This window comes from Luteimonas abyssi (assembly GCF_001482195.1).
Classification (GTDB): Bacteria; Pseudomonadota; Gammaproteobacteria; order Xanthomonadales; family Xanthomonadaceae; genus Luteimonas; species Luteimonas abyssi.
The window spans coordinates 747938-771904 of the sequence record NZ_KQ759763.1 but is presented as its reverse complement, the minus strand read 5'-3'; the positions used below and the strand labels follow the sequence as shown (position 1 = coordinate 771904).

The 23967-nt window shown below is 70.1% G+C and carries 19 protein-coding genes and 1 pseudogene; 2 read left to right on the top strand and 18 right to left on the bottom strand.

What is annotated here, in order from left to right; genetic code table 11:
• Positions 1 to 13: 13 nt before the first annotated feature.
• From RG19_RS03120 to RG19_RS03070, 11 genes and pseudogenes are all read right to left on the bottom strand, one after another.
• Entirely contained in the window at positions 14 to 1723 is a 1710-nt protein-coding gene (locus RG19_RS03120; protein WP_058833992.1) for a BatD family protein, read from the bottom strand.
• 1 nt (position 1724) lies between these two features.
• A complete protein-coding gene (locus RG19_RS03115; RefSeq protein ID WP_058833991.1) occupies positions 1725 to 3500 on the bottom strand; it encodes a VWA domain-containing protein in 1776 nt (591 codons plus the stop codon).
• Positions 3497 to 4519 carry a vWA domain-containing protein gene (locus RG19_RS03110; RefSeq protein ID WP_058833990.1) on the bottom strand — a complete coding sequence of 341 codons (1023 nt, stop codon included), beginning with the start codon at positions 4517 to 4519 and terminating at the stop codon, positions 3497 to 3499. The genes RG19_RS03115 and RG19_RS03110 overlap by 4 nt, the downstream gene beginning before the upstream one ends.
• Complete coding sequence (locus RG19_RS03105; protein WP_058833989.1) at positions 4519 to 4977, bottom strand: DUF4381 family protein; 459 nt, start codon at positions 4975 to 4977, stop codon at positions 4519 to 4521. The genes RG19_RS03110 and RG19_RS03105 overlap by 1 nt, the downstream gene beginning before the upstream one ends.
• Entirely contained in the window at positions 4974 to 5915 is a 942-nt protein-coding gene (locus tag RG19_RS03100) for a DUF58 domain-containing protein (RefSeq protein ID WP_058833988.1), read from the bottom strand. The genes RG19_RS03105 and RG19_RS03100 overlap by 4 nt, the downstream gene beginning before the upstream one ends.
• 79 nt (positions 5916 to 5994) lie before the next feature.
• On the bottom strand, positions 5995 to 7014 hold the full coding sequence (locus RG19_RS03095) for an AAA family ATPase (protein ID WP_058833987.1): 1020 nt from the start codon (positions 7012 to 7014) through the stop codon (positions 5995 to 5997).
• 133 nt (positions 7015 to 7147) lie between these two features.
• Entirely contained in the window at positions 7148 to 9091 is a 1944-nt protein-coding gene (locus RG19_RS03090; protein ID WP_058833986.1) for a type IV pilus secretin PilQ, read from the bottom strand.
• A 14-nt stretch (positions 9092 to 9105) separates the two neighbouring features.
• The gene (locus tag RG19_RS03085) at positions 9106 to 9636 is read right to left on the bottom strand and encodes a pilus assembly protein PilP (RefSeq protein ID WP_058833985.1); all 531 of its coding nucleotides are present in this window, start codon (positions 9634 to 9636) and stop codon (positions 9106 to 9108) included.
• 16 nt (positions 9637 to 9652) lie between these two features.
• Entirely contained in the window at positions 9653 to 10285 is a 633-nt protein-coding gene (locus RG19_RS03080) for a type IV pilus inner membrane component PilO (RefSeq protein WP_157515336.1), read from the bottom strand.
• Positions 10198 to 10914: pseudogene (locus RG19_RS03075) on the bottom strand (PilN domain-containing protein). Before RG19_RS03075 ends, RG19_RS03080 begins: the two are co-directional and overlap by 88 nt.
• Positions 10914 to 11972, bottom strand: coding sequence for a pilus assembly protein PilM (locus tag RG19_RS03070; RefSeq protein ID WP_058833982.1), 1059 nt, complete (start codon positions 11970 to 11972; stop codon positions 10914 to 10916). The pseudogene RG19_RS03075 and the gene RG19_RS03070 overlap by 1 nt, the downstream one beginning before the upstream one ends.
• Positions 11973 to 12221: 249 nt before the next feature.
• On the opposite strand from RG19_RS03070, the gene RG19_RS03065 reads away from it, so the two are divergent.
• Both RG19_RS03065 and RG19_RS03060 read left to right on the top strand, forming a co-directional pair.
• Positions 12222 to 14732, top strand: coding sequence for a penicillin-binding protein 1A (locus tag RG19_RS03065; RefSeq protein WP_058833981.1), 2511 nt, complete (start codon positions 12222 to 12224; stop codon positions 14730 to 14732).
• A 103-nt stretch (positions 14733 to 14835) separates the two neighbouring features.
• Positions 14836 to 15495: a hypothetical protein gene (locus tag RG19_RS03060; protein ID WP_058833980.1), complete on the top strand. Its 660-nt coding sequence runs from the start codon at positions 14836 to 14838 to the stop codon at positions 15493 to 15495.
• 92 nt (positions 15496 to 15587) lie between these two features.
• On the opposite strand, the gene RG19_RS03055 is transcribed toward RG19_RS03060, so the two are convergent.
• The 7 genes from RG19_RS03055 to RG19_RS03025 all read right to left on the bottom strand — a co-directional run bounded on the left by RG19_RS03055 (position 15588) and on the right by RG19_RS03025 (position 23856).
• Positions 15588 to 16121, bottom strand: a complete 534-nt coding sequence (locus tag RG19_RS03055; RefSeq protein ID WP_157515142.1) for a hypothetical protein — start codon at positions 16119 to 16121, stop codon at positions 15588 to 15590.
• Positions 16122 to 16192: 71 nt separating this feature from the next.
• Positions 16193 to 17482, bottom strand: coding sequence for a citrate synthase (locus tag RG19_RS03050; protein WP_058833978.1), 1290 nt, complete (start codon positions 17480 to 17482; stop codon positions 16193 to 16195).
• A 314-nt stretch (positions 17483 to 17796) separates the two neighbouring features.
• The gene (locus RG19_RS03045) at positions 17797 to 18045 is read right to left on the bottom strand and encodes a type B 50S ribosomal protein L31 (RefSeq protein WP_058833977.1); all 249 of its coding nucleotides are present in this window, start codon (positions 18043 to 18045) and stop codon (positions 17797 to 17799) included.
• A gap of 74 nt (positions 18046 to 18119) precedes the next feature.
• A complete protein-coding gene (locus tag RG19_RS03040; RefSeq protein WP_058833976.1) occupies positions 18120 to 19058 on the bottom strand; it encodes a nucleoside hydrolase in 939 nt (312 codons plus the stop codon).
• Positions 19059 to 19100: 42 nt separating this feature from the next.
• The gene (gene recG, locus RG19_RS03035; protein WP_058833975.1) at positions 19101 to 21200 is read right to left on the bottom strand and encodes an ATP-dependent DNA helicase RecG; all 2100 of its coding nucleotides are present in this window, start codon (positions 21198 to 21200) and stop codon (positions 19101 to 19103) included.
• Between the two features lie 16 nt (positions 21201 to 21216).
• Positions 21217 to 21600 (bottom strand): RidA family protein, encoded by a 384-nt coding sequence (locus tag RG19_RS03030; protein ID WP_058833974.1) that lies wholly within the window; start codon positions 21598 to 21600, stop codon positions 21217 to 21219.
• A gap of 90 nt (positions 21601 to 21690) precedes the next feature.
• Positions 21691 to 23856 (bottom strand): RelA/SpoT family protein, encoded by a 2166-nt coding sequence (locus RG19_RS03025; RefSeq protein ID WP_058836378.1) that lies wholly within the window; start codon positions 23854 to 23856, stop codon positions 21691 to 21693.
• Positions 23857 to 23967: the final 111 nt, after the last annotated feature.

The window sequence follows — 23967 nt, the reverse complement described above, 5'->3', positions numbered from 1 at the left end:
GTCGGTCATGCCCTCAGCGCGGATAGAGCGGCGGGAGCGGCGGCGGCGCCCCGGTGTCCGCCGCCTGCCAACGCGGCCCGTCGCGGAACGCGCTGCGCACGGCGTCGCGGGCCGCCGGGGCATCGCCATCGGCCCAGCGCGCGCGCTGCAGGCGCTCGATCGCATCGCGCTGCGCCGGATCGGCGAGGCGTTCGGCCAGACGGTCCAGGCCGTCGGCCGGTGGCGAATCCAGTCCGCACAGCGCTTCAGCCACGTCGTGCAGATCGCCCGTCTGCAGGGCGTCGCGCAGTGCGCGCATGCGGACCCGCTCGTCGTCGGCACCCGCGATGGTGGGCGTCTGCCTGCGCGCACGGGGCGGCGGCCCTGCAGCCGCGGGCGAGCGCCGGTGCAGCGCCCAGCCGAGCGTGAGCAGCCACAACAGCGCGAACACCACCGTCCCCAGCGCCCAGGGCTGCACGAGACCCTGGATCCCTGGGATGCGCAGCCCCCCGGATGCACCATCGGCGATGCGCGGCTCAATGCCTGCTCCCGCGCCCGCAGCGTCCACCCCCGCGGCGGCGTCGGCCGGTCCCGGCGCGCCGGCGCCACCGACCACATCGATCTGCATGTCGGGCAACGACGCCATCTGTGCCGCATCGGCGCCCACCGACCACCAGGCCTGGCGCACTCCGCGCACCTGCAGGGTGCCCGCCGCCGACGGCACCACCGAGAACCGGCGCACCATCCGCACCTGCGGGCGCCCCTGCTCGAAGCGCTCCTCGAACTCGGCCGGTTCCGGGAACACCTGCGCAGGCCCGTCCACCGACAACTCCAGCGGCGGCAACTGACTTCCGCTCGCACCGTCCGCGCGCGCTTCCACCACGATCTCGACCGCCTCGCCCGCTCGCGCCTGCTGTGGTGTGGAGAGGTACTTGAGCTGGAGGTCGCGCAGGGGCAGCCACGGCTGCGGCGCACCGTCGGGCACCGGCCGGACTTCGATCGAGCGCGGCGCACCGTCGGCGCGCAACTGGCGCGCGCCGTCGCGGAACAGGTCGTCGAAGAAACTGCCGGTGCCGCGCCCGCTGAAGCGCGCCCCCGGAATCTCCAGCGTACCGCTGCGCTCGGGCACCAGCACGAAGCGGCGCTCTACCACGGTGTAGCGGCGCCCGTCGATGTCCCGGTTGAACTGCACGTCGTTGCCGATGCGCTGCAGTGCGGCGCCTTCGGGCGCGGGCTGCTCCAGCTCGCCGGACACCAGCGGCGTGGCGTAGTACAGGCGCAGGGTGTAGCCGACGGTCTGCTGCACGTAGGCATGGTCGACATCGACCTCGGATTCGACGAACGCCGGTGCACCGGCCCGCGCGGGCACCGCATCGCGCGGGCCCACGGTCAGCGTCAACGGTGTCGTGCGCTCGCCTCCGATCTGCAGGGCCGGCACGGTCAGCCGGCCCTGCCGGCGCGGCTCGACCGCCACCGCGAACAGCACCCGCGCCTGCGAACGGCCGTTGATCATCTCGACCTGGCGGCTGCTGGTGTGCCCACTGAGACGGAAATCCTGTTCCAGGGCCGACCAGTCGGGGGCGCCGACATCGGCCGTGGTGCTTTCGACGTTGAGGGTCGCGGTCTCGCCGAGCGCGATGCGGTCGCGATCCAGCCAGGCCCGGACCTCGGCATGCGCGTGCGACGACGGCCAGCAGGCCAGCAGCAGCACGGCACACAACAGACGGGCGGTGGCAGGTGACATGTCAGGGACCTCGGCGGAGCTGGCGGCGTTCGTGTTCGAGACGGAATTTCTCCCGCAGCAGGCCGCCCGGGTCGTCGGGCACGCGGCGCAGCCAGGCCTCGTTGGCCTCGCGCTGTTCACGCTCCTCGCGGCTCTCGGCGGTCTCTTGCGCGTCCGCGTCGCGCGTCTCGGCGGCGGCGCGCTCGGCCCGCTCCAGCGCCTCGTCCATGCGCTGGCGCTGGGCTTCGTCGGCGGCCTGCTGCGATTGCGGGTCGTCCGCGGTGGCGTCCGCTTCGTGCGGGGCGTCCTGCGGCGGCGGGTCACCGTCCCGGGGTTCGCCCTCTTCGCCCCGACCGTCCTGGTCCTCCTGTCCGCTCGGCGGTTGCTCCGGCGGCGCCCGACCCTGCTGGCGCGACGAGGCGGAGGGGTCCTGCTGCTGCCCCGACGGCGGCGGCTGCTGTTGCATGGCGTCGAGGACGGCCTGTCGGTTGGCGACCGCGTCGGCCATGCCGGGCGCGCGGCGCAAGGCTTCGTCATAGGCATCCACCGCCTCCTGGTACTGCCCCGCACGTGCCAGCGCGTTGCCCAGGTTGTAGGCCGCATCGGCACCGGGCAGGCCGCGCCAGGCGGCGGCGGCGGCGGCATGCTCGCCGGCACGATAGGCATCGACGCCCGCACGCAGGCGCTGGTGCGCGGCCTGGTCGGCACGCCGCCAGAGACTGCCGCGCGGTGCCTCGGCAGGTGCCGCGTCCACCGTGCGCGCCTGCGCATGGACCGGCGGCGGCAAGGCGAGCCCCGGCAACCAGAGCGCCAGCAAGACCGCACCGAGCGCACCGCCGCGACGGAACGCCAGTGCCGCGAGCGCCAGCAACGGCAGCAGCAACCAGTAACCGTCGTCGAGCCGCACACCGCCCCGCACGGCGCCCGCCGGACCGTCCGTGTCCTGCGCCTCCTGCGCGTCCAGCACACCCAGCGCGCGCAGATCGCCGTCATCGGCCCGCAGCGTCTGATAGCGCCCGTTCCCGGCAGCCGCCAAGGCGCGCAGGCCATCGGCATCCAGGCGGGCATGGCCGAAGCCGCCCTCGGCGGCGCGATAGGCGCTGCCGGCCGCGGTGCCGAGCCCGATCACCGACACCCGGTACCCGTCAGCGGCGGCCGTGGCGGCCGCCCGCGTCGCCGCGCCCGACCCTTCGCCGGTCATTAGCAGGATCTCCCCGCGCCCGAACCCCGCCTGCTGCAACAGGCGCGCCGCATGCTGGATGGCGCGCTCCGGGCGGTGTCCGTCCACCGGCATGATGCCGGGCGACAACGCCTCAAGAAACAAAGCGACGTTGGCCGTGTCGGCGGTCAACGGCGCGACCGTGAACGCGTCCTCCGACCACACCACCAGCCCGGTGTCGCCACCGGCGCGTCCGGCCAGCAGGGTGCCGATCTTCGCCCGCGCCTGGGCCAGCCGCGAGGGCGGCAGGTCGCCGGCGAGCGCCGCCCCGGACAGATCCAGCGCGATCACCAGCGGCGCCGCCGAGCGTGCCAGCGGCTGCTCCCCGCTGCGCCAGCTCGGCCCCGCCAGTGCCACGATCGCCAGCGCGAAGACGAGCGCGGCCCCGGTCAACGACCAGGCGACCGCCCGATGCCGCGCACGTCCGAGCAGGTGCGGCAGCAGATGCGGATCCACGGCGCCGCGCCAGCCTTCGCCACGATCGCGCCAGCGTCGCCAGGCCAACAGCAGCAGCGGCAGCGCGAGCAGCGCCCAGAGCCACCCCGGACGCAGGAACACCAGCCCGCCCAGGCCGCTCATGCCACGCCTCCGTGATCGGGATCGCGCCCGGGCAGGCGCCATCGCCGCGGCCAGGGCAGCAAGGCGCATGCGCCCAGCAGCAGCGCCCAGGCCAAGGGCACGTGATAGCGCTCGATACGCGGCCGCACCGCTTCGGCCGGCCGCTCGACCGGTTCGAGCCGGTCGATCTCGGCGTAGATGCCGGCCAGTGCTTCGGTATCGCGCGCGCGGAACATCCGGCCGCCTGTCATGTCGGCGATCCGCCGCAGGCCGGCCTCGTCGATCTCTTCCGAAGGCCCCGCGGACGGAACGCGGAAGCCGAACACCGACAGATCGCCTTCGCCGCCGAAGGCGATGGTGTGCACCCGTACGTTCGCGTCGCGCGCCAGTTCAGCGGCCTTCAGCGGCTCCAGCAAGCCTGCGGTGTTGACCCCGTCGGTGAGCAGGATCAACACGCGCTGACCTTCGGACTGGGTGCGCAGGCGCTTGACCGCCAGCCCGATCGCATCGCCGATGGCGGTCTCGCGGCCGGCCAGGCCCACCACGCTGGTCATCAGTTGCTCCTGCACGCTGTCGTGGTCGAGCGTCAGCGGCGCGACGACATACGCACGGCGTCCGAACACCAGCAGGCCGACACGGTCGCCGGCCCGGCGTTCGAGAAAATCGTTGATCACCGCCTTCGCCGCGGTCAGCCGGTCGACCACACGGTTGCCGAGCAGCATGTCTTCTTCGGCCATGCTGCCCGACAGGTCGACCGCGAGCATCAGGTCGCGCCCGGCCTGCGGCGGCTGCACCACCTCACCCGGCTGCTGCGGGCGGGCCGCCGCCACGCACAGGCAGGCCCAGGCCGCCGCGGCCAGCCACAGGCGGCCGCCGCCACGCGAGGTGCCCGCACCGGCGCCGCCGGCGATCGGTGCGAGACGCTCGGACCACGGCACCCGCAGCGCACCGCCCGCCGCCGGGACCGACGGCAACAGCCACCGGACCAGCCACGGCAACGGCAGCGCCAGCAACATCCACGGCCAGGCGAACGCCGACATCACCGGCGCAGGCTCCAGGCGAGAAACACCCCGCGCGCCTCGCGGCGCAGGGCTTCGACGGCGACCGGATCGAGATCGCGGCGAAAGCCGCCGTCGCGGACCAGTGCAGCGGCCTCCGCCCCGAGCCCGGTGCCGCCGACGCGCGGGGCACGCAGGAACTGCTCCCAGGCCTCGGCCTGCAGCGCGGTCGCGGTGCGATCCCGACGCCGCGCGGCGCGGCGCATCAGCTCCGAGATGGCCGCGACTTGCTCCGCTGGCGATCCGGCACGTTCCAGCGTTTCGTCGAACAGCCGCTCCAGCTGCTGCCGGTGCCGACGCGCACGCCAGCGCCACACGACCAGCGCCGCGATCGCGAGCGCCAGCACACCGGCCAGCACCCACCAGCCCGGTGCGGGCGGCCACCAGGCCGGCGCGGCCGGCTGGTGGATATCGCGCAGGACCAACGGCGAGGCGCTCATGCCGCTGCGTTCCCATCCGCCGCAGGATCGAGGCGCCCGCGACCGAGCCAGGCATCGCTCGACGCATCGCTCGACAGGGTCCGGAGGCGGACGCCACGCCCCGGCAGATCGGCCAGCAAGGTTTCGACCGGGCGCACGAAGCTTTCGTGCCACCGCGCGCGCTGCGCATCGGCGCCGAGATCGAGGTCGATCCTGCGCCCGTTGGCCTCGAACCCGAGCGCCCGCTGCGGCGGCGCGGTTTCAAGCGGATCGGTCAGCAGCAGCACGGTGGTGTCCGCACGCCGCCCCAGACCCGCCCAGCGCTCACGCGGAATATCCGCGAGGCTGGCGGCATCGGCCAGCACCAGCAGACGCGCACCGGGCCGAATCAACCGCAACGCGTGATCCAGCGCCACCGCCAGACCTGCATCGTCGTCGGGCGGACGCGAATACCAGCGCACCAGCGCGTCCAGCACCCGCAACACGCCACGCGGGCCACCCCCGGGCGGCACCGGCGCCTCGCGCACGCTGCCGCGCAGGGCCGCGACGCGGTCGCCGGCCGCGGCCGCGCGCCAAGCCGCGACCGCACCTGCGCGCGCCGCCTGCACCGACTTGAACCGCACCCGGGTGCCGAAGTAAAGGGACGGTGCGGTGTCGGCGACGATCAACGAAAGACGCTCGCGCTCGGCCTGATAGAGCTTGGTGTGCGCGTGGCCGGTGCGGGCGGTCAGGCGCCAGTCGATGTGGCGGGCATCGTCGCCGGCCGTGTACTCGCGCGACTCCGCATACTCCATGCCGCGGCCACGCTGCTGCGACGGCGACTGGCCGCCCATGCCGTGCTCGGCACGCCGCAGGGCCCGCCCGTGCCGGGCTTGCGCCCGCAGCGCGACCAGTTCGGCCAGCGCGGGCCGGATGCCATCGCCGACGGCGTCGCCCATGGCGTCGGCACGCGCGTTCATGGCGACCGCCGGCGCGACGATGCCGGGAATCGCCCTCCCACGGCGCCGCTGCGCGTCGCACTCGGCCGGACCGCCGGATTCAAGGCAGCGGCACCCGCTCGATCAGCTCCTCGACCAGGCGGTCGCCATCCCAGCCTTCCGCGGTGGCTTCGTAGCTGGGCAGCACCCGGTGGCGCAGGACATCGGGCGCGATCGCGCGCACGTCTTCGGGCGTCACGTAATCGCGTCCGGCCAGCCACGCGCGCGCCCGCGCGCAGCGCTCCAGGGCGATCGACCCGCGCGGGCTCGCGCCCCAGTCGATGCGTCGGGCCAGCGCCGCGTCGTAACGGCCCGGCTCGCGCGACGCCAGCACCAGTTCGACCAGATAGCGCTCCAGCGCCGGCGAGAGGTGCAAGTCAAGCACCGCTGCGCGCGCGTCGAAGACGTCCTCCAGCGGCATCCGTTCGGGAGCGGGCGCCGGCGTACGCAGGGTGTTGCGCGCCCGCTCGCGCGCCAGGCGCAGGATCTCGGTTTCGGCGGATGCATCGGGATAGCCGATGCGCACGTACATCAGGAAGCGGTCCAACTGCGCTTCGGGCAGGGGGAAGGTGCCCTCCTGCTCGATCGGATTCTGTGTCGCCATGACCAGGAACAGCGCCGGCAGCGGGTAGGTCTCGCGGCCCACCGTCACCTGCCGCTCGCCCATCGCCTCCAACAGCGCGGACTGGACCTTCGCCGGCGCGCGGTTGATCTCGTCGGCCAGCAGCAGCGGGTGGAAGATCGGCCCCGGCTGGAACTCGAACCGACTGTCCTGCGCGCGCCAGATCTCGGTGCCGGTCAAGTCCGCAGGCAGCAGGTCCGGCGTGAACTGCACCCGCGCGAACCCCGCATCCAGCCGCGCCGACAGCGCACGGATCGCGGTGGTCTTGGCGAGCCCGGGCGCGCCTTCGACCAGCAGGTGCCCATCGGCCAACAGCGCGATCAGCAACCGTTCGACGAGCGCGGACTGGCCGACGATCTCGGCCGAGAGATCGTCGCGCAGGGCACGGAACGCATCGTGGAGACGGGCGGTCTCCCCCTGCGGGAGCTGGACGGGCGGGCGCGGGGCTTCGGCTTCCATGGAGTTCCGGACGGCGGCGCGGACTGCGCGGACCCAAGTTTGACCGAAACCGCGCCAGGAGTTCAGTCCGGCGCGCAAACGACGACGGGGCCCCTCAGGGCCCCGTCATCTTTGTCACTCGGGATCCGCCGGATCAGCTGCGCTGCGCGACCCGCAGCACCTTCGGCGTCACGAACACCAGCAGCTCGGCCTTCTCGTTGCTGCGGCTGCGGTTGCGGAAGAGATTGCCGATGATCGGAAGGTCGCCGAGGAACGGGATCTTCGCCAGGTCGTTGCGGTTGCGGAACTCGTACACGCCGCCGATGGACACCGTCTGGCCGTCGTCGATCAGCACCGCCGTGGTGATGGTGCGTGTGTTGAGGTTCGGGATGGAACCGATGCCATCGACGTCGGTGAAACCGCTGATCTCGTCCTTCTTGATTTCCATCGCCAGGAACACGCGGCCGTCGGCGGTGATGGTCGGCGTGACCTTCAGCTCCAGCAGCACGTCCTTGAACTGCACCGTCGGGATGTTGTTGCTCTGGCCGCCGGTCACCGTCAGGTAGCCGACTTCCTGACCCTGGCTGATCGTCGCCTCGCGCTGGTTGCTGGTGACGATGCGTGGGTTGGAGATGACCTCTCCGCGGCCCTCGAGCTGGAGCGCGGAGATTTCAACATCCCAGTTCACATAGTTACCGAGGATTGTCAGTGCGAGCGATCCGGCTGAGCCTGACGTGCTGGACACAGGCCGTGCAAAGTTAAGCGGATTAGTAAAGGTTGGAGGACCATCATCGTCCGCCAACGAATCAAGAAAGGACTGATTGCTCGCGATCGAACCCGACGTCACCAGCCGGTCCCGCGCACCGTACACGCCGAACCGCGCACCGAGATCCCGCGCGAACGACTCGTCCGCGATCACGATCCGTGCCTCGATCACCACCTGATCGACCGGCTTGTCCAGCGCCTGCACCAGCCGCTTGATCTCCTCCACTCGCGACGGAATGTCGATCGCCAGCAGCGTATTGGTACGACGGTCGAAACTGAGGCTGCCGCGCGACGACAGGAAGCCGCGGTTGCTCGATTGCCCGCCCGATGCGCCGCTGCCGCCGCCACCGCGGCTCTCCTCGGTCAGCAGGCGCGCGATCTCCTCGGCGTTGCCATAGCTGATCGCGATGTACTCGGTGACCATTTCCGCGCGATCCTCGATCGCCAGGCGCGCGTCCTCGCGGGCCTGTTCGAACGCGGCGATCTCCGATTGCGGCGCCACCCAGACCACGTTGCCGTTACGGCGCTTGTCCAGCGAGCGGGCCTGCAGGACGATGTCCAGCGCCTGGTCCCACGGCACCTGGATCAGGCGCAGGGTCACGTTGCCCTGCACGCTGTCCGACGCCACGATGTTCAGCCCGGACTCCTCGGCGATCATCTGCAGCACGGTGCGGACGGGGATGTCCTGGAAGTTGAACGTCACCGCCTGCCCGGAGTAGGCGCGCGGGCCCTGCTCCATGACGCTCGTGGCCGACGACTGCGCGGTCGCGGCCACCGCGGTGCCGCCGACGGCGCGCTCGCGGCCGGCCGCACGCGGCACCATCTCGACGATGAAGTCGCGCCCGGTCTGGTAGGCCAACGGCTCGAAATCGCCGGTCGCGGTCAACACGATCCGGGTGCCGGTGCCGCTCTGCACCGCGTCCACGCGCTGCACGGGGGTGGCGAAGTCGGACACGTTGAGCGGACGTTGCAATGCCGGCGGCAGCGCGCTGTTGCCGATGTCGACCACGACGCTGCTGCCCTGGGTGCGCATGTCCGGCACGGCCCCTTCGCCGTCGAAGGTGAGCACGAGCTTGCCGGAACCGCCTTCACCGCGCCGGAAATCGATGTTGGAGATGTTCACCGCACCCGGCAGACGATGCGCCGGATCGACCGCGGCCGGCAGGGCCGTCTGGGCGAGCAGCGGTACCGCCTGGACGGCGGGCTGGGCCGCGTGCACTCCCGCGGTCGCCGCGAGCAGGCCGGTGGCGAGTCCGAGCAGCACGCCCCTGGCGTGACCCCGGGCCTGCGAACGGCGCGCCGGCATCGGGCCTTGCGCTTTGTTAACGATCATCCTGGAATCCCCTTTCAATTGTCATTGAGCGCGATCGAGGCCGGCCGCTCCAGCCAGCCACCGGCGCCGTCCGGCACGAGTTCAACCAACTCCACGCGACCCTCGTCCACCGAGGTCACGCGCCCGTCGCTCTGCCCCACGTAATCCCCCGGGCGGACGCGATGGGTGACCCGGTCGGGCGCCATCAGCAGGGCCACCACGCCGCTGCCCTGCCCGATCGTGCCGACCATGTTGATGCTGTCGAGCGGAAACTCCTCCAGCGGCTGTCGCCGGCGGTTGGAATCCGGCCGCGGACCGCTGCCGCCGGCATCGGCGAAGGCATCGCTGAACGGATCGCGCAGCCCCTGCGCGGCGTACTCGAACGTTTCGAACTGCTGCATCACCGGCAATGGATCCAGCGGCGGTGCAGGCCGCGCCTGCACGTCGGCGACCCACTCCTCCAGGTTCGGCGCACCACCCGGCGAGCTGGTCACGTCGCGCCCGCATCCGGCCAGCGCGATCAGCGCACCCGCCAGCGCGACCGCCCGCAGGGTGCCGCGAGCCATCTTCTGCGTCGTCATGTCAGCGCGCTCCCCCGGCCGTGGCCTGCTGTTCCTGGGTCTCGTCCTCGTCCAGGTAGCGGTAGGTCTTCACCGTCCCGGCGAGCTCCAGCGTCGCGCCGGGGCGAATGGCGCCTCCGTCACGGGGCCGCAGGGAGATGTCGTGCATGGTCATGATCACCACGCGCGGCAACGAGGCCACGCCGCTGACGAACGCGCCGAACTGGTGGTAGCTGCCCTGCATGCGCAACGCGATCGGTTGCTCGGCGTAGAACTCCTGCGGCGACTCGGCGCCCGGCTGGAACAGGTCGTTCTGGATGCCCGTCGCCAACGCGGTCTGCGAGATGTCGATGATCAGGTCCGGCATCTCGGTGCGGCTTGGCAACTGGCGCAGCATCTGCTGGAGTTGCTGCTCCATCTGCGCGAGCTGCTGCTTGAGCGGCTCGAGGTTCGAGGCGCGGCCCTGCTTTTCCTCGTACTGGGCACGCTTGTCGGCCTCCTGCCGCTCCAGCCCCTCGAGCTGGGTGCGCTTGTCGCGGATCACCACCCACCACAGCAGGCCGAAGATCAGCAGGCCGACCAGGATGCAGAAGCCGATCTTGTACTCGCGCGGCCAGGCGCCGGTGTTGTTGAAGTCGAGCTCGCGCAGCGACATCTTGCGGGGCTTGCTCACGGCGCGGCTCCTTCTTCGGCGACCGCCGCTTCGTCGTCGGCGCTGTCGGTGTCGCTGGGATTGGCCAGCGTCACGGTCAGGTTGAACATGTACGGCAGGTTGGCGCTCGCGCCGGGGCCGTCACCCGGCCGCGACTCGATGATCGACAGCTGCGGCCGGGTCATCCAGCCCGAGCCTTCCAGGTTGCGCATGTAGGTACTGACCCGGGCGTTGGACTGCGCGCGGCCTTCCAGCGTCAGGCGCTCGCCTTCCTGCTTGAGCGAGGTCAGCATCAGACCGTCGGGAATCGTGCGCACCAGCGAATCGAACAGGTGCACCATCTGCGAGCGGCTCGCCTGGAGTTGCTCGATGACGGCCTTGCGCGACAGCAGACGCGCGCGCTGGCGGTCCAGCTCGTCGATCTCGCTGATCTTCTCCTCGACCTGGGCGATCTGGCGGTCCAGATAGGCGTTGCGTGCCTGCTGTCCCTCGATCTGGGCGTTGTAGTAGCCGTTGACCAGGAACCACAGCACGACACCGGCCAGGGCGGCCAGGCCGAGCATGATGCCGAACTCCTTCTGGCGCTGTTTGCGGCGTTCGGCGCGCCACGGCAGCAGATTGATGCGCGCCATCAGTCGAAACTCCTCAGGGCGAGGCCGCAGGCGATCATCAGCGCCGGGGCGTCCTGGGCCAGCGCGTGCGCCTGGACCCGCGAGCCGAGGGTCATCTGCGCCAGCGGGTTGGCGATCACCGTCTGCACGCCCAACTGCTCCTCGACCATGTCCGGGATCCCGGCGATCGAGGCGCAACCGCCCGCCAGCACCACCTGGTCGACCCGGTTGAATTCGCTGCCGGCGTAGAAGAACTGCAGCAGGCGGCTGATCTGCTGGACCAGCGCCTCCTTGAACGGTTCGAGCACCTCGATCTCGTAGCTCTCGGGCAGCCCGCCCTGGCGCTTCGCCAGTCCCGCCTCCTCGTAGCTCAGGCCGTAGCGGCGCATGACCTCGTCGGTCAGCTGCTTGCCGCCGAACACCTGCTCGCGCGAGTAGATGCTGCGGCCGCCACGCAGGATGTTGAGCGTGGTCATGGTGGCGCCGATGTCGACCAGGGCGACGATGCCGTCGTGCGGCGTGTTCAACGAGCCGGCCAGCAGGGCGTAGGCGTTCTCGATCGCGAAGGCCTCGACGTCCATGACCTTCGCCGCGAGGCCGCCGAGTTCCAGCGCGGAGGCGCGCATCTCGACGTTCTCCGAGCGCGAGGCCGCCAGCAGTACGTTCACCATTTCCGGATTGCCGGGCACCGGGCCCAGCACCTCGAAATCGAGGTTCACTTCCTCGATCGGGTACGGGATGTAGTTGACCGCCTCCAGCTCGACCGCGGATTCCAGCTCGTCCTCGTCGAGCTCGCCCGGCATCGGGATGGTCTTGGTGATCACCGACGAGCCGGCCACCGCCGCGGCGGCGTGCTTGGCTTTCGAGCCGGAGCGGGACATCGCGCGACGGATCGCCTCGCCCACCGCCTCGACCTCGACGATGTTCTTCTCCACCACCGCATTGGGCGGCAGGGGCTCGACGGCATAGTGCTCGACGCGATAGCGGTCTCCCGACCGCGACAACTGCAGCAGCTTGACCGCAGTCGAGCTGATATCGACGCCCACGAGCGGCGTCTGATGCTTGGTGATGAACCCCACTGGAAATTCCCCTTATGCCACGGGCGCTTGAACGCGCTTCGTGCCCCGGCGCACTAGATAACGGACTTTTTACCCCTTGGCAACACGCGAACCACGGGATCGTGCCGCAGTGCGCGCTTCGGCCTCCAATGCCTTCCCCCACCGCCCCCCATGTCCGGGCCTGAACGACACTCCGACAGGCCGGCCCGACCAGCCTCTATACTCCGCGGCGTCCATGATGCATGGCTCCACGCCCGCAGGAAACCCTCGATGTCCCGAATCCGCCGTGTGTTCCGCTGGTCCCTGGTCGCCGCCCTGGGCGTGGCCGTGCTGGGCGTCCTGGCGGCCGCCACCTTGTATTTCGTGGTCTCGGCCCGACTGCCGGACGTGCACACCCTGCGCGATGTGGAGATGCAGGAGCCCCTGTACGTCTACGCCAGCGACGGCCGCCTGATCGCACTGTTCGGTGAGACGAGGCGCTACCCGGTGCGGATCGAGGAGGTGCCGGAGCGGATCAAGCAGGCCTTCATCGCGATCGAGGACAACCGCTTCTACCAGCACCACGGCATCGATTACCGCGGCATCGGCCGTGCGGTCTGGCTGCTGGCCACCACCGACGACCGCCGCGTGCCGGGCGGCTCGACCATCACCCAGCAGGTCGCACGCCAGTTCTTCCTCAGCTCCGAGTACAGCTACACGCGCAAGTTCGCCGAGATCCTGCTGGCGATGAAGATGGAGCGCGAACTGACCAAGGACGAGATCTTCCAGCTTTATCTCAACAAGAGCTTCTTCGGCAACCGCGCCTACGGCATCGGCGCGGCCGCGGAGTTCTATTACGGCAAGACGCTCGATGCGCTGACCCTGGACGAAATCGCCACCCTCGCGTCGATCCCCAAGTTCCCCTCCAGCGGCAACCCGATCACCAACCCCGAACGCGCGCGGATCCGTCGCGACTACGTGCTGCTGCGCATGCGCGAACTGGGCTTCATCTCCGAACCCGACCAGCGCCTGGCCCAGGCCGCCGAGATGCATGCTCGCCCGCACGAGCGCCCGGTCGAGGTCTACGCCCCGTACGTGGCCGAAATGGTCCGCCAGGAGATGATCGCCCGCTACGGTGGCGACGTGCTGACCCGTGGCTACCATGTCACCACCACGATCGATCCCGATGCCCAGATCGCCGGCGACCGCGCCCTGCGCGACGGCCTGATCGCCTACGACCGCCGCCACGGCTTCGCCACGCCCGAGCAGCAGTTCGAACTCGCCGAAGACGAGGATGCCGCCACCGCCGCCGCGCGCCTGCGCGGCATCCCCGCCCAGGGTGGCCTGCTCCCGGCAGTGGTGCTCGCAAGCGGCGGCGGCACGGCCGAGGCGGTGTTGAGCGACGGCAGCACGCTCACTCTCGATGCGGCGTCCAGCCGCTGGACCAACCGCACGCCGTCCGCGCTCGTCAATCGTGGCGATCTGATCCGGGTCCGCCGCATCGAAGTCGCCGCCGCCGATGACGCCGAGCCCGATGCCGAGCCCACCTACCGCTACCAGTTGGCGCAGATTCCACGCGCGCAGTCCGCCCTGGTCTCGCTGGAGTACGACACCGGCGCGCTGCGCGCCCTGGTCGGCGGGTTCAGCTTCGCCGGACAGAAGTTCAATCGCGTCACCCAGGCCCGGCGCCAGCCGGGCTCCAGCTTCAAGCCCTTCATCTATGCCGCCGCATTCGAGCGCGGGTTCAATCCCGCCTCGGTGGTGCCCGACGCGCCCGTCGTGTTCCGAATGCGTCGCGGCCAGGAATGGCGGCCGCAGAACGACGACGGCAAGTTCGCGGGTCCGATGCGCCTGCGCGAGGCGCTGGTGCGCTCGCGCAATCTGGTTTCGGTGCGCCTGCTCGACACCATCGGGGTCGACTATGCGCGCCGCTACATCAGTCATTTCGGCTTCGACGAATCCGAGCTGCCGCCGAACCTGTCCATCTCCCTGGGCACCCCGTCGCTGACCCCTCTGGAGATCGCACGCGGCTACGCGGTGTTCGCCAACGGCGGCTCGCGGATCACGCCGTGGTTCATCGACGAGGTCAAGGACCGCGACGGTATCTCCATCTTCAAGGAACGCCCGGCCGTGGCCTGCCGTGGTTGCGGTGCCGACGGGCGCCCGACGACCTCGTCCGGTACCTACGTCGTCGACGGCTTCAATCTCGGGCCGACCCAGGCGCCGCGTCCGCAACCGGCGCCCGAACCGGCCGCGGACGCCGACGCCCCGGCGGCGGATGCGATCCAGATCACCGAGGATGACGAGGAAAGGCCGATCGCACCCCGGGCCATCGACGAGCGCGTGGCCTACCAGCTGATCTCGATGATGCGCGATGTGGTGACCCGCGGGACCGGCGCGGCCGCCCGCGTCCTCGAACGCGAGGACATCGGCGGCAAGACGGGCTCGACCAACGATCACCGCGACGCCTGGTTCTCCGGTTTCGGTGGCGATCTGGTCACCACGGTCTGGGTCGGGCGCGACGACAACCGTTCGCTGGGCTTCCGCGAGTACGGCGGTCGTGCCGCGCTGCCGATCTGGATCGACTTCATGCGCGTGGCCCTGGACGGTGAACCGATCGCACCGAACACCCCGCCCGCCGGCATGGTCCAGGTCGCGGTCAGCGCCAGCGGACGCCTGCTGCCGGGAGGCGAAGGCGGTCTGCTGGAGTACGTCAAGGCCGAGGATCTGGACCGCATGGCGGCCGACATGGACGACGGTTTCAACGATGCGCCGGGCGAGGAAGCGTTCGACATCTTCTGACCGCACCGCCCTGTCGACGCGACCTGAATCGGCCACACGGCCTGCATTGACGCGTCATCCGGATCGGCTAGAGTCGCCTCAGGTCAACGCGGGAAGGGGTCTCATGCATCGCGCCCGACAGCACGCCGAAACGCGCACCCGTGAACGCCGGCATCGCCTCGCCCACGAAGCCGCGCGGTTGATGGCCGAGGGCGGCATCCGCGATTACCACCAGGCCAAGCTCAAGGCCGCCGACCGCCTCGGCATCCACGACGATGCCTCGTTGCCGCGCAATCGCGAGATCGAAGCCGCATTGCGCGAGTACCAGCGCCTGTTCCAGGGCCAGGACCAGGGCGAAGCGCTGCACGAGCGGCGCCTCGCAGCGGCCCGCGCGATGGAGTTCTTCGCGCCGTTCCAGCCCCGTCTGGTCGGCCCGGTGCTGGACGGCACGGCCGATAGCCACTCCCCGGTCGCCCTGCACCTGCATGCCGACGACGCCGACGCGGTCCCGCGCTTCCTCGACGAGCACGGTATCCCCGCCGAGGCGCGCGGCCGGCGCCTGCGCCTGGACCGGACGCGTCACGGGGATTTCCCGGTGTGGGTGTTCGCGGCCGAAGGCCTGACCTTCGATCTCGTCGTGCTGCCGGTGCAGACGTTGCGGCAGGCGCCGCTGTCGGGCCTCGACGAGCGCCCGATGGCGCGCGCGTCGCTCGGTCGGCTACGCCAGTTGATCGCCGAGGACGAAATCGCGGACTACGAACGGTCGCGACCCGCGACCGCCTGAGTCCGTCGGGCCATCGCCCCACATGCGCCCCCGCCTCGCCCGCGCTGCGCGACGGCCCCGTGCGCACGGCCACCCGCGGGATTGTCCCTGGATCAGGACTCGGACGAGGAGATCCGCCGCTCGCCGGTCGACGCCGGTCCCGCGAGTCCGAACACATTGAGCTCGATCGCGGCAAACGCGGCCAGCCACAGGCTGGCGTCCCACGCGTCGAGCCACGCCTCCGCCTCGCCCGCCGCAGCCAGCCCCCACCAGGCCAGTGCGAACCCCGCCAACGCCAGATAGAGGCCCCTGGCCGCCCACTGCCGCGCACGGTGGAAATGCAGGTGCTCGGCGGAGACCCGCAGTTCCAGCTCCAGCGCGAGGATCACGCCCAGCCAGGTCAGGGCGTTGGCGAAATCCAGACGTTCGCCGGCCAGCGCGTAATCGATGCAGGCCCACACCACCACCAGCCCGGCCATCGCGCGCAGGCCGCGCACCAGGGGCTGCGACCACGGCGGCAGCCGCCAGCCGCCGGTTTCCCATTCGAACAACAGGAGCAACAGCACCCAGGCCCCGGTGTCGATGCTCTCGGTCGGCGATCCTTCCAGCGCATACAGCGCCACGTTGGCCGCCAGCAAGCCGTACACGGCCCACTTGAAAAGCACGAAGCCGCGGACGGACCGCGGCTTCGTGAGGTCGCCATCGGCGTCCCGGTGCATCAGCGCTTGTCGACACCCACGTAGTCGCGGACGTCCGAGCCGGTGTAGATCTGCCGCGGACGGCCGATCTTGGCTTCCGGATCGACCTGCTGCTCCAGCCAGTGCGCGACCCAGCCGGCGGTGCGGCCGATGGCGAACATGACGGTGAACATCTCGGTCGGGATCTTCAGCGCCTTGTAGATGATGCCGCTGTAGAAATCGACGTTCGGGTACAGCTTGCGCTCGACGAAGTAGTCGTCCTTCAACGCCGCTTCCTCAAGCTTCATCGCCACGTCGAGCAGCGGATCGTCGATGTTGAGCTCGCCCAGCACCTTGTGGGTCATCTCGCGGATGATCTTGGCGCGCGGGTCGAAGTTCTTGTACACGCGATGGCCGAAGCCCATCAGGCGGAACGGGTCGTTCTTGTCCTTGGCCCGCTTGATCGCGGTCTCGACGTTGTCGGCACTGCCGATCTCGGCGAGCATCTTCAGCACCGCCTCGTTGGCGCCGCCGTGTGCGGGACCCCACAGCGCGGTGATGCCGGCGGCGACCGACGCGTACGGATTCGCACCGGTGGAACCCACCAGGCGCACCGTCGAGGTCGAGGCGTTCTGCTCGTGGTCGGCATGCAGGATGAACAGCAGGTCCAGCGCCTTGGCGATCACCGGATTGACCTCCAGCGGCTCGCTCGGCACTTCGAACATCATGTGCAGGAAGCGGTCGACGTAATTGAGGTTGTTGCGCGGGTAGCGGATCGGCCAGCCGATCGAGTACCGGTACGCGGCCGCAGCCAGGGTCGGCATCTTCGCCAGCAGGCGGATCGCCGCCAGGCGACGCTGCTCCGGATCGTTGAGATCCAGCGTGTCGTGGTAGAACGCCGACATCGCCGCCACCGAACTCGACAGCATCGCCATCGGGTGCGCGTCGTGGCGGAAGCCGTGGAGGAAGTTCTTCAGCGACTCGTGCATCATCGTGTGATGCGTGACTTCGTGCTCGAAGCGCGCGTACTCGTCCTTGCTCGGCAGTTCGCCGTTCATCAGCAGATACGAGACTTCGAGGAAGTTCGACTTCTCGGCCAGCTGGTCGATCGGGTAGCCGCGGTACAGCAGCACGCCTTCGTCGCCGTCGATGTAGGTGATCGCAGACTTGCACGACGCGGTCGCGGTGAAGCCCGAATCGTAGGTGAAGCAGCCGGTTTCTTTCGGCAGCTTGGAGATATCGATGCAGGGATTGCCGAGGGTGCCGGTGAGCACCGGCAGGGTCACCGACTTGTCGCCGGCGCTCAGCGTGACCTGGTCAAATTCCGACACAGCACACTCCTTTCAGGGTCGTGGCCGCCCGCGGCACGGGGCGCTGCAGCACGGCACGGGAGAACTAGGGAGAGATCCGCGGCGATCGCCGCGGGGAACGCGCATTATCGCATACCCCATCGTAGGGACTGCCCGCCATTGGTCGTAGCCGCGACCGGAGACGGACACGCAAACGCCAGCGGCCGCCACGAGGGCAGCCGCTGGATACAGCATCGCGGAGCGCGCCATCTCTCGACGGGCGACACTCGGGCAGACCCGTCCAGACCAAGGCGGACGAACCCCGGCGGCGACCGCCGCCGGTGCGGAACGCGGGTTTACTTGGCGTAGCGGCGACGGAACTTGTCGACGCGACCGCTGGTATCCATGATCTTGTTCTGGCCCGTGTAGAACGGGTGCGAAGCCGACGAGACTTCGATCTTGACCAGCGGATACTCGTTACCGTCTTCCCACTTCACCGTCTCCTTGGAGGTCGCGGCCATGGTGGAACGGGTCAGGAAGCGGAAATCGGAGGTCACGTCCTGGAACACGACCGCGCGGTAATCGGGATGGATGTCGGCCTTCATGGCGGCACACCGGAATTGCGGGAAGCCGCGCATTATGCGGGGTTCCCGACCCGGATGCAATCGTCCCGATGCACTCAGCCGCCTGCCGCCAGCGCCTGCCGCATCGAGGCCTGGAAGCGGGCCTGATCATAGGCCATCAGGATGCGGGCATTGTCCGCCGCGCCGTCCTGACGCCGCCAGTCCACGACCGTCGTGCCACGGGTCAGGCGCCCATCCAGCTCCACCCCGACCGGCCGCTCCGCCCACTCCAGCGCGCCATCGGGCGCGAGCGCGCAGGCCATCGCCAGGGCGTCGGCCGCGTGCCAGTGGTCGCCGCGCCGATCCTCCGACCAGAGGCGCGTCCGCCGCGAGATTCCCTCGTAGAACCGGGCGCGCGGCGATTCGGCCCGCAGCCACTGCTCGGCGTCGGCATGCGGGAATCCGTGCGCCATCGTGGCCTCCCAGTCGACCAGGTCGAACCGGGGGAATGCCTGGAACACCAGGTGCGCGGCTTCCGGGTCGAACGCCACATTGAACTCCGCGGCCGGGGTGATGTTGCCGTGCGCGGTCACCGCCCCGCCCATCACCACGAACCGCCCGACCCGCTCCGGCAAGGTCGGATCGAGCTTCAGCGCCAGCGCGATGTTGGTCAGCGGCCCGAGCGCGACCAGCAACAGGCGCCCCGCGTGGACATGCGACAGCCGCAGGATCGCCAGCGCGGCGTGCTCGGCTTCGGCCTCGCGTGCCGCGCGCGCGTAGCCGATGTCGCCGAAACCATCGCTGCCGTGCACCTCGCCGGCATCGCGCGCGGGATGCAGCAGCGGCGCGTCGGCGCCGACGAACACCGGCACGTCGACATCGCAGACCTCGACCAGCTTGAGCGCGTTGGCGACGGTGTGCTTCAGGCCGACATTGCCGGCGGCGATCGTGAGCCCCACCACCCGGTGACGGGGGTCGTCGAAGGCCATCAGCAGGGCCAGGGCGTCGTCGACGCCTGGATCGGTATCGATCAGAAGGGGGATGCGGTCGTCCATGCGCGGATTATCGCCTGTCACGGCGCCCGACGTGATGCCCCCTCATGCCGAGGCGAAACGCGACGCGCCGCCGACCCAGCGCTCGACCAGGCGATCGGCCGCGTCCGGCGCATCGGCCTGCAGCCGCTCGGCCATGACGTGCACCCGCGGCAACAGACCCGCATCGCGGAGGAGGTCGGCCACGCGGAAGCTGGCGATGCCGGTCTGCCGGGTGCCGAGCAACTCGCCGGGGCCGCGCAAGGCGAGATCGCGCTCGGCGATCAGAAATCCGTCGCTGGTCTCGCGCATCGTCGCCAGCCGCTGCTTCGCCAGCGCCGACAGTGGCGACTGGTACAGCAGCACGCAACTCGACGCGTTGGCCCCGCGCCCCACCCGGCCGCGCAGCTGATGGAGCTGCGCCAGGCCGAGGCGCTCGGCGTTCTCGACGATCATCAGCGACGCATTGGGCACGTCCACGCCGACTTCGATCACGGTGGTCGCGACCAGCAGATCCAGCGAACCGTCCTTGAACGCACGCATGACCGCCTGCTTCTCCGCGGCTTTCATGCGCCCATGGACCAGGCCCACACGCACCCCGGGCAGCGCGGCCTGCAGCAATTCGAACGTCGTCTGCGCGGCCTGCGCGACGATCTCGTCGCTGTCGTCGATCAGGGTGCATACCCAGTAGGCCTGCCGCCCTTCCGCACAGGCGGCCCGGATCCGCTCGATCAGTGCCGATCGCCGCTCGGCACTCAACACCACCGTCTGCACCGGCGTCCGCCCTGGCGGCAATTCGTCGATGGCGGAGACATCCAGATCCGCGTAGGCCGACATCGCCAGCGTCCGCGGGATCGGCGTGGCCGTCATCACCAGTTGGTGCGGCACCAGGCCGCCCTCGGCGCCCTTGTCGCGCAGCGCCAGGCGCTGATGGACGCCGAACCGGTGCTGCTCGTCGACGATCGCCAGCCCCAGACGATGGAAGCGCACGCCCTCCTGCATCAACGCATGGGTGCCGACCACGACCCGGGCCCGTCCGTCGGCGATGGCCTCCAGCGCGCGCACGCGCGCCTTGCCCGCGACCTTGCCCGCCAGCCACGCCACCTCGATCCCGAGCGGCTGCAGCCAACCCGACAGGTTCACGAGATGCTGCTCGGCCAGCAGTTCGGTCGGGGCCATCAGAGCGACCTGATGGCCGGCCTCAACCGCCAGCAATGCGGCCAGCGCCGCGACCACGGTCTTGCCCGAGCCGACATCGCCCTGCACCAGCCGCAGCATCGGGCGGGGGTGGCGCAGGTCGTCGCGGATCTGCGCGAAGACGCGCTGCTGCGCTCCGGTCAACGCGAACGGAAGCGTGTCCAGCAAACGCTCGACCAGCGCCCCCGGCCCGGCGCAGGCCGGCGCCCGGTGCTGCTGCAGGGCGATGCGCTGACGCCGGAGGCTCAGGTGATGGGCCAGCAATTCCTCGATCGCCAGGCGCTGCTGGGCCGGATGCTGTCCGGCCGACAGCGCGCCGAGGTCGGCATCCGGCGCCGGCCGATGGACCTCGAGCAACGCCGCACGCAGCGACGGCATGCCGTCGCGGAGGGCGGCGGGCAACAACTCCAACGCATCGTCGCCCGGCAGCCGCTCCAGCGCCTGCCGGACCAGCCGCCGAACGACCGCCGGCCCCACGCCTTCGACCTGCGGATAGACCGGCTCGAGCTGGTCGTCCAACGCAACCTCGGCGTCGCCCAGCACGCGGTAGCTCGGATGCACGATCTCGAGTCCGTGCTGACCGGGACGCGGCGTCCCGAACGCACGCAGCCGCACCCCGACCGCGAACTGCGCGACCTGTGCCGCGCGGAAGTGGAAGAAGCGCAGCACCAGCGTGCCGCCCGATCCGTCGCCGATGGCGACCTTGAGCATCGGGCGATAGCGGAAGCCGCGCTCGACCGCCTCCACCGTGGCCTCCACCTGCGCCGGCATTCCCGGCCGCAGATCGCGCATCGGGGTCAGCCGCGTCCGGTCCTCGTACTGGCGGGGCAGCAGCAGCCAGAGATCCTGCAGCGAGCCGATGCCGCGCGCGGCCAGTTTCTCGGCCGTCCGTGCGCCGACGCCGGACAGCACGGTGAGCGGCACCTGCGCCGGATCCAGCATCGCCCTGGCGGAGGAGACGGCATTCATCACGCGCGGCGCGTGCTCAGGGCAGGACGAGGATCGCGTCGACCTCGAACGCGGCCGCCTTGGGCAACGCCGACACCTCGATCGTCGAGCGCGCCGGGAAGGGCTCGGCGAAGAATTCGGCCATGACCGCGTTCACTGCGCCGAATTCGCCCAGATCGGTCAGGTACAGGCCCACCCGCGCCACATCGTCCAGCGAGCCACCCGCCGCGCGGCACACCGCCTCGAGATTGCGGAACGCCTGACGGGCCTGCGCCTCGATCCCGCCGGCGACCAGTTCGCCGGTCGCCGGATCGAGCGGGATCTGGCCGGACAGGAACACGGTGTTGCCGGCCCGCGTGGCCTGCGAATAGGGGCCGATGGCGGCAGGCGCCTGGTCGGTGCTGATCGGCGAACGGGGCATGCGCGGCTCCAGGGCGTGGAAACGCCCGATTCTACCGTCCGCACGCCTCGGCCCGCGCCCGGCGTCGCCGATCGCGCCGGCCTTGCGGCGCTACTGCCGCTGGACGCCGTGCACGACGTTGAGCCGCCGCGTGCGGCGGATCACATCGGCCAGATGCTTGCGGTCGCGCACCTCGATCGAGAACCGGATCGCGGCGACGTTGCTGTCGCGCTCCAGATACTCGACTCCGTCGATGTTGGAATCGACCTGCGCGATCGCCGCCGCCACCTGCGCCAGCACGCCGGGCCGGTTCTCCACCTCGATGCGGAGCGCGACGCCGTAGTCGCCGGACACCTCGCGATCCCAGCCGATCTCGACCCAGCGCTCGGGAGACTTCCGGTACTCGGCGACATTGGGACAGTCCAGCCGGTGCACGACGATGCCGCGGCCGGTGGTGTGATACCCCATGATCTCGTCACCGGGGATCGGCATGCAGCAGTTGGCGAAGGTGACCACGCCACGCTCGCTGCCGGTGATCAGGATCTTCTCGCCGTGGCGGACGACGTCGCGGCCGCCTTCGGCCTGCGTGGGCGCCTGCGCCAGCGCGTGCGCGACCTGGACCGGCATGCGGTTGCCCAAGGCGATGTCGGCCAGCAAGGCTTCCAGACGCGGGTAGCGCAACTCGCCCAGATACCCCTCCAGACGCGGCGCCGGCACCCGCTCGAGCGAACTGCCCACATCCTCCAGGGCGCGATCCAGCATGCGATGCCCCAGCTGCACCGCGTCCTCGTGCTCGAGCTGCTTGAGCTGCTGGCGGATCGCGGTCCGCGCCTTGCCGGTGGCCACGAATTCCAGCCACTGCGGCTTGGGCAGCGCGGAGCGCGCGGTGATGATTTCGGCCTGCTGTCCGCTGACCAGCTTCGTGCGCAACGGCACCAGTTTCCGGTCGACGCGCGCCGCGACCGCGTGGTTGCCGACATCGGTATGCACCGCGTAGGCGAAGTCCAGCGCGGTCGCATTGCGCGGCAACGACAGGATGTCGCCCTTGGGCGTGAACAGATAGACCTCGTCCGGGAACAGATCGACCTTCACGTTCTCCAGGAACTCCAGCGACGAGCCGGTCGAACGCTGCGACTCGAGCAGGCTGGCGATCCAGGAATGCGCCCGGGTCTGCGCGCTGGTCGGCGAGCCGCCGTGCTTGTAGGCCCAGTGCGCGGCGATGCCGCGCTCGGCGATCAGGTCCATTTCCTCGGTGCGGATCTGCACCTCGATCGGCGAACCGTACGGACCGAACAGCACGGTGTGCAACGACTGGTAGCCGTTGGCCTTGGGGATCGCGATGAAATCGCGGAAGCGGCCGTCGAGCGGCTTGTAGACCGAGTGCGCCACGCCCAGCGCGTGATAACAGTCGGCCACCGAGCGCACGATGACCCGGAAGCCGAACACATCCATCAACTGGTCGAACGTCTTCCCCTCGTTCTGCATCTTGTTGTAGATGCTCCAGGGCGACTTCACCCGGCTCACCAGCCGGTACTGCAGGCCGTCGTTGGTCAGTCGCTGGGCGAGTTGCGCCTCGATCGTCGACATCGCCTCGCGACGCACCAGCGGCTGCGAACTGATCCGCTTCTGCAACACCGAATGACGCATCGGATGCAACGCGCTGAAACCCAGATCCTGCAGCTCGGCCTTGATCAGGTTCATGCCCAGGCGCTGTGCGATCGGCGCGTAGACCTCCAGGGTCTCGCGCGCGATCCGCTCGCGCGCCGCGGTCGACTGCGCGCCCAGGGTGCGCATGTTGTGCAGGCGGTCGGCGAGCTTGATCAGGATGACGCGCAAGTCGCGCGCCATCGCCAGCATCATCTTGCGGAAGCTCTCGGCCGCCGCTTCCTGCCGGCTGCTGAATTGCAGCTTGTCCAGCTTGGTGACGCCCTCCACCAGCTCGGCGACCTGTTCGCCGAACTGCTCGGCGATGTCCGCACGGGTCAGCGCCGTGTCTTCGATCGTGTCGTGGAGGATGGCCGCGACCAGGGTTTCCAGGTCGACTTTCTGCCCGGCGAGTACGCCGGCCACCGCCACCGGATGGGTGATGTAAGGCTCGCCGGACTTGCGGAACTGGCCTTCATGGGCCTGCGCGCCTGCGGCCCATGCGCGCCGCAGCACCTGTCGCTGGGACGCGTCCAGATAGCCGGTCGCCCGCTCCAGCGCGCGCATGTACTCGGGCACGGCGTCATCGGACGGCACCGTCGCGAGTGCAACGTTGGGGGAAGCGGGGGACATCATCGACGCAGCCTAGGCGAAAAGCCGATGCTTGGGGAGATCCCCGTATCGGCCCTGCCTCGAGGGGAACGCAAGCGCCACAACGGAAAACGGCCCCGTCGCAAGGGGCCG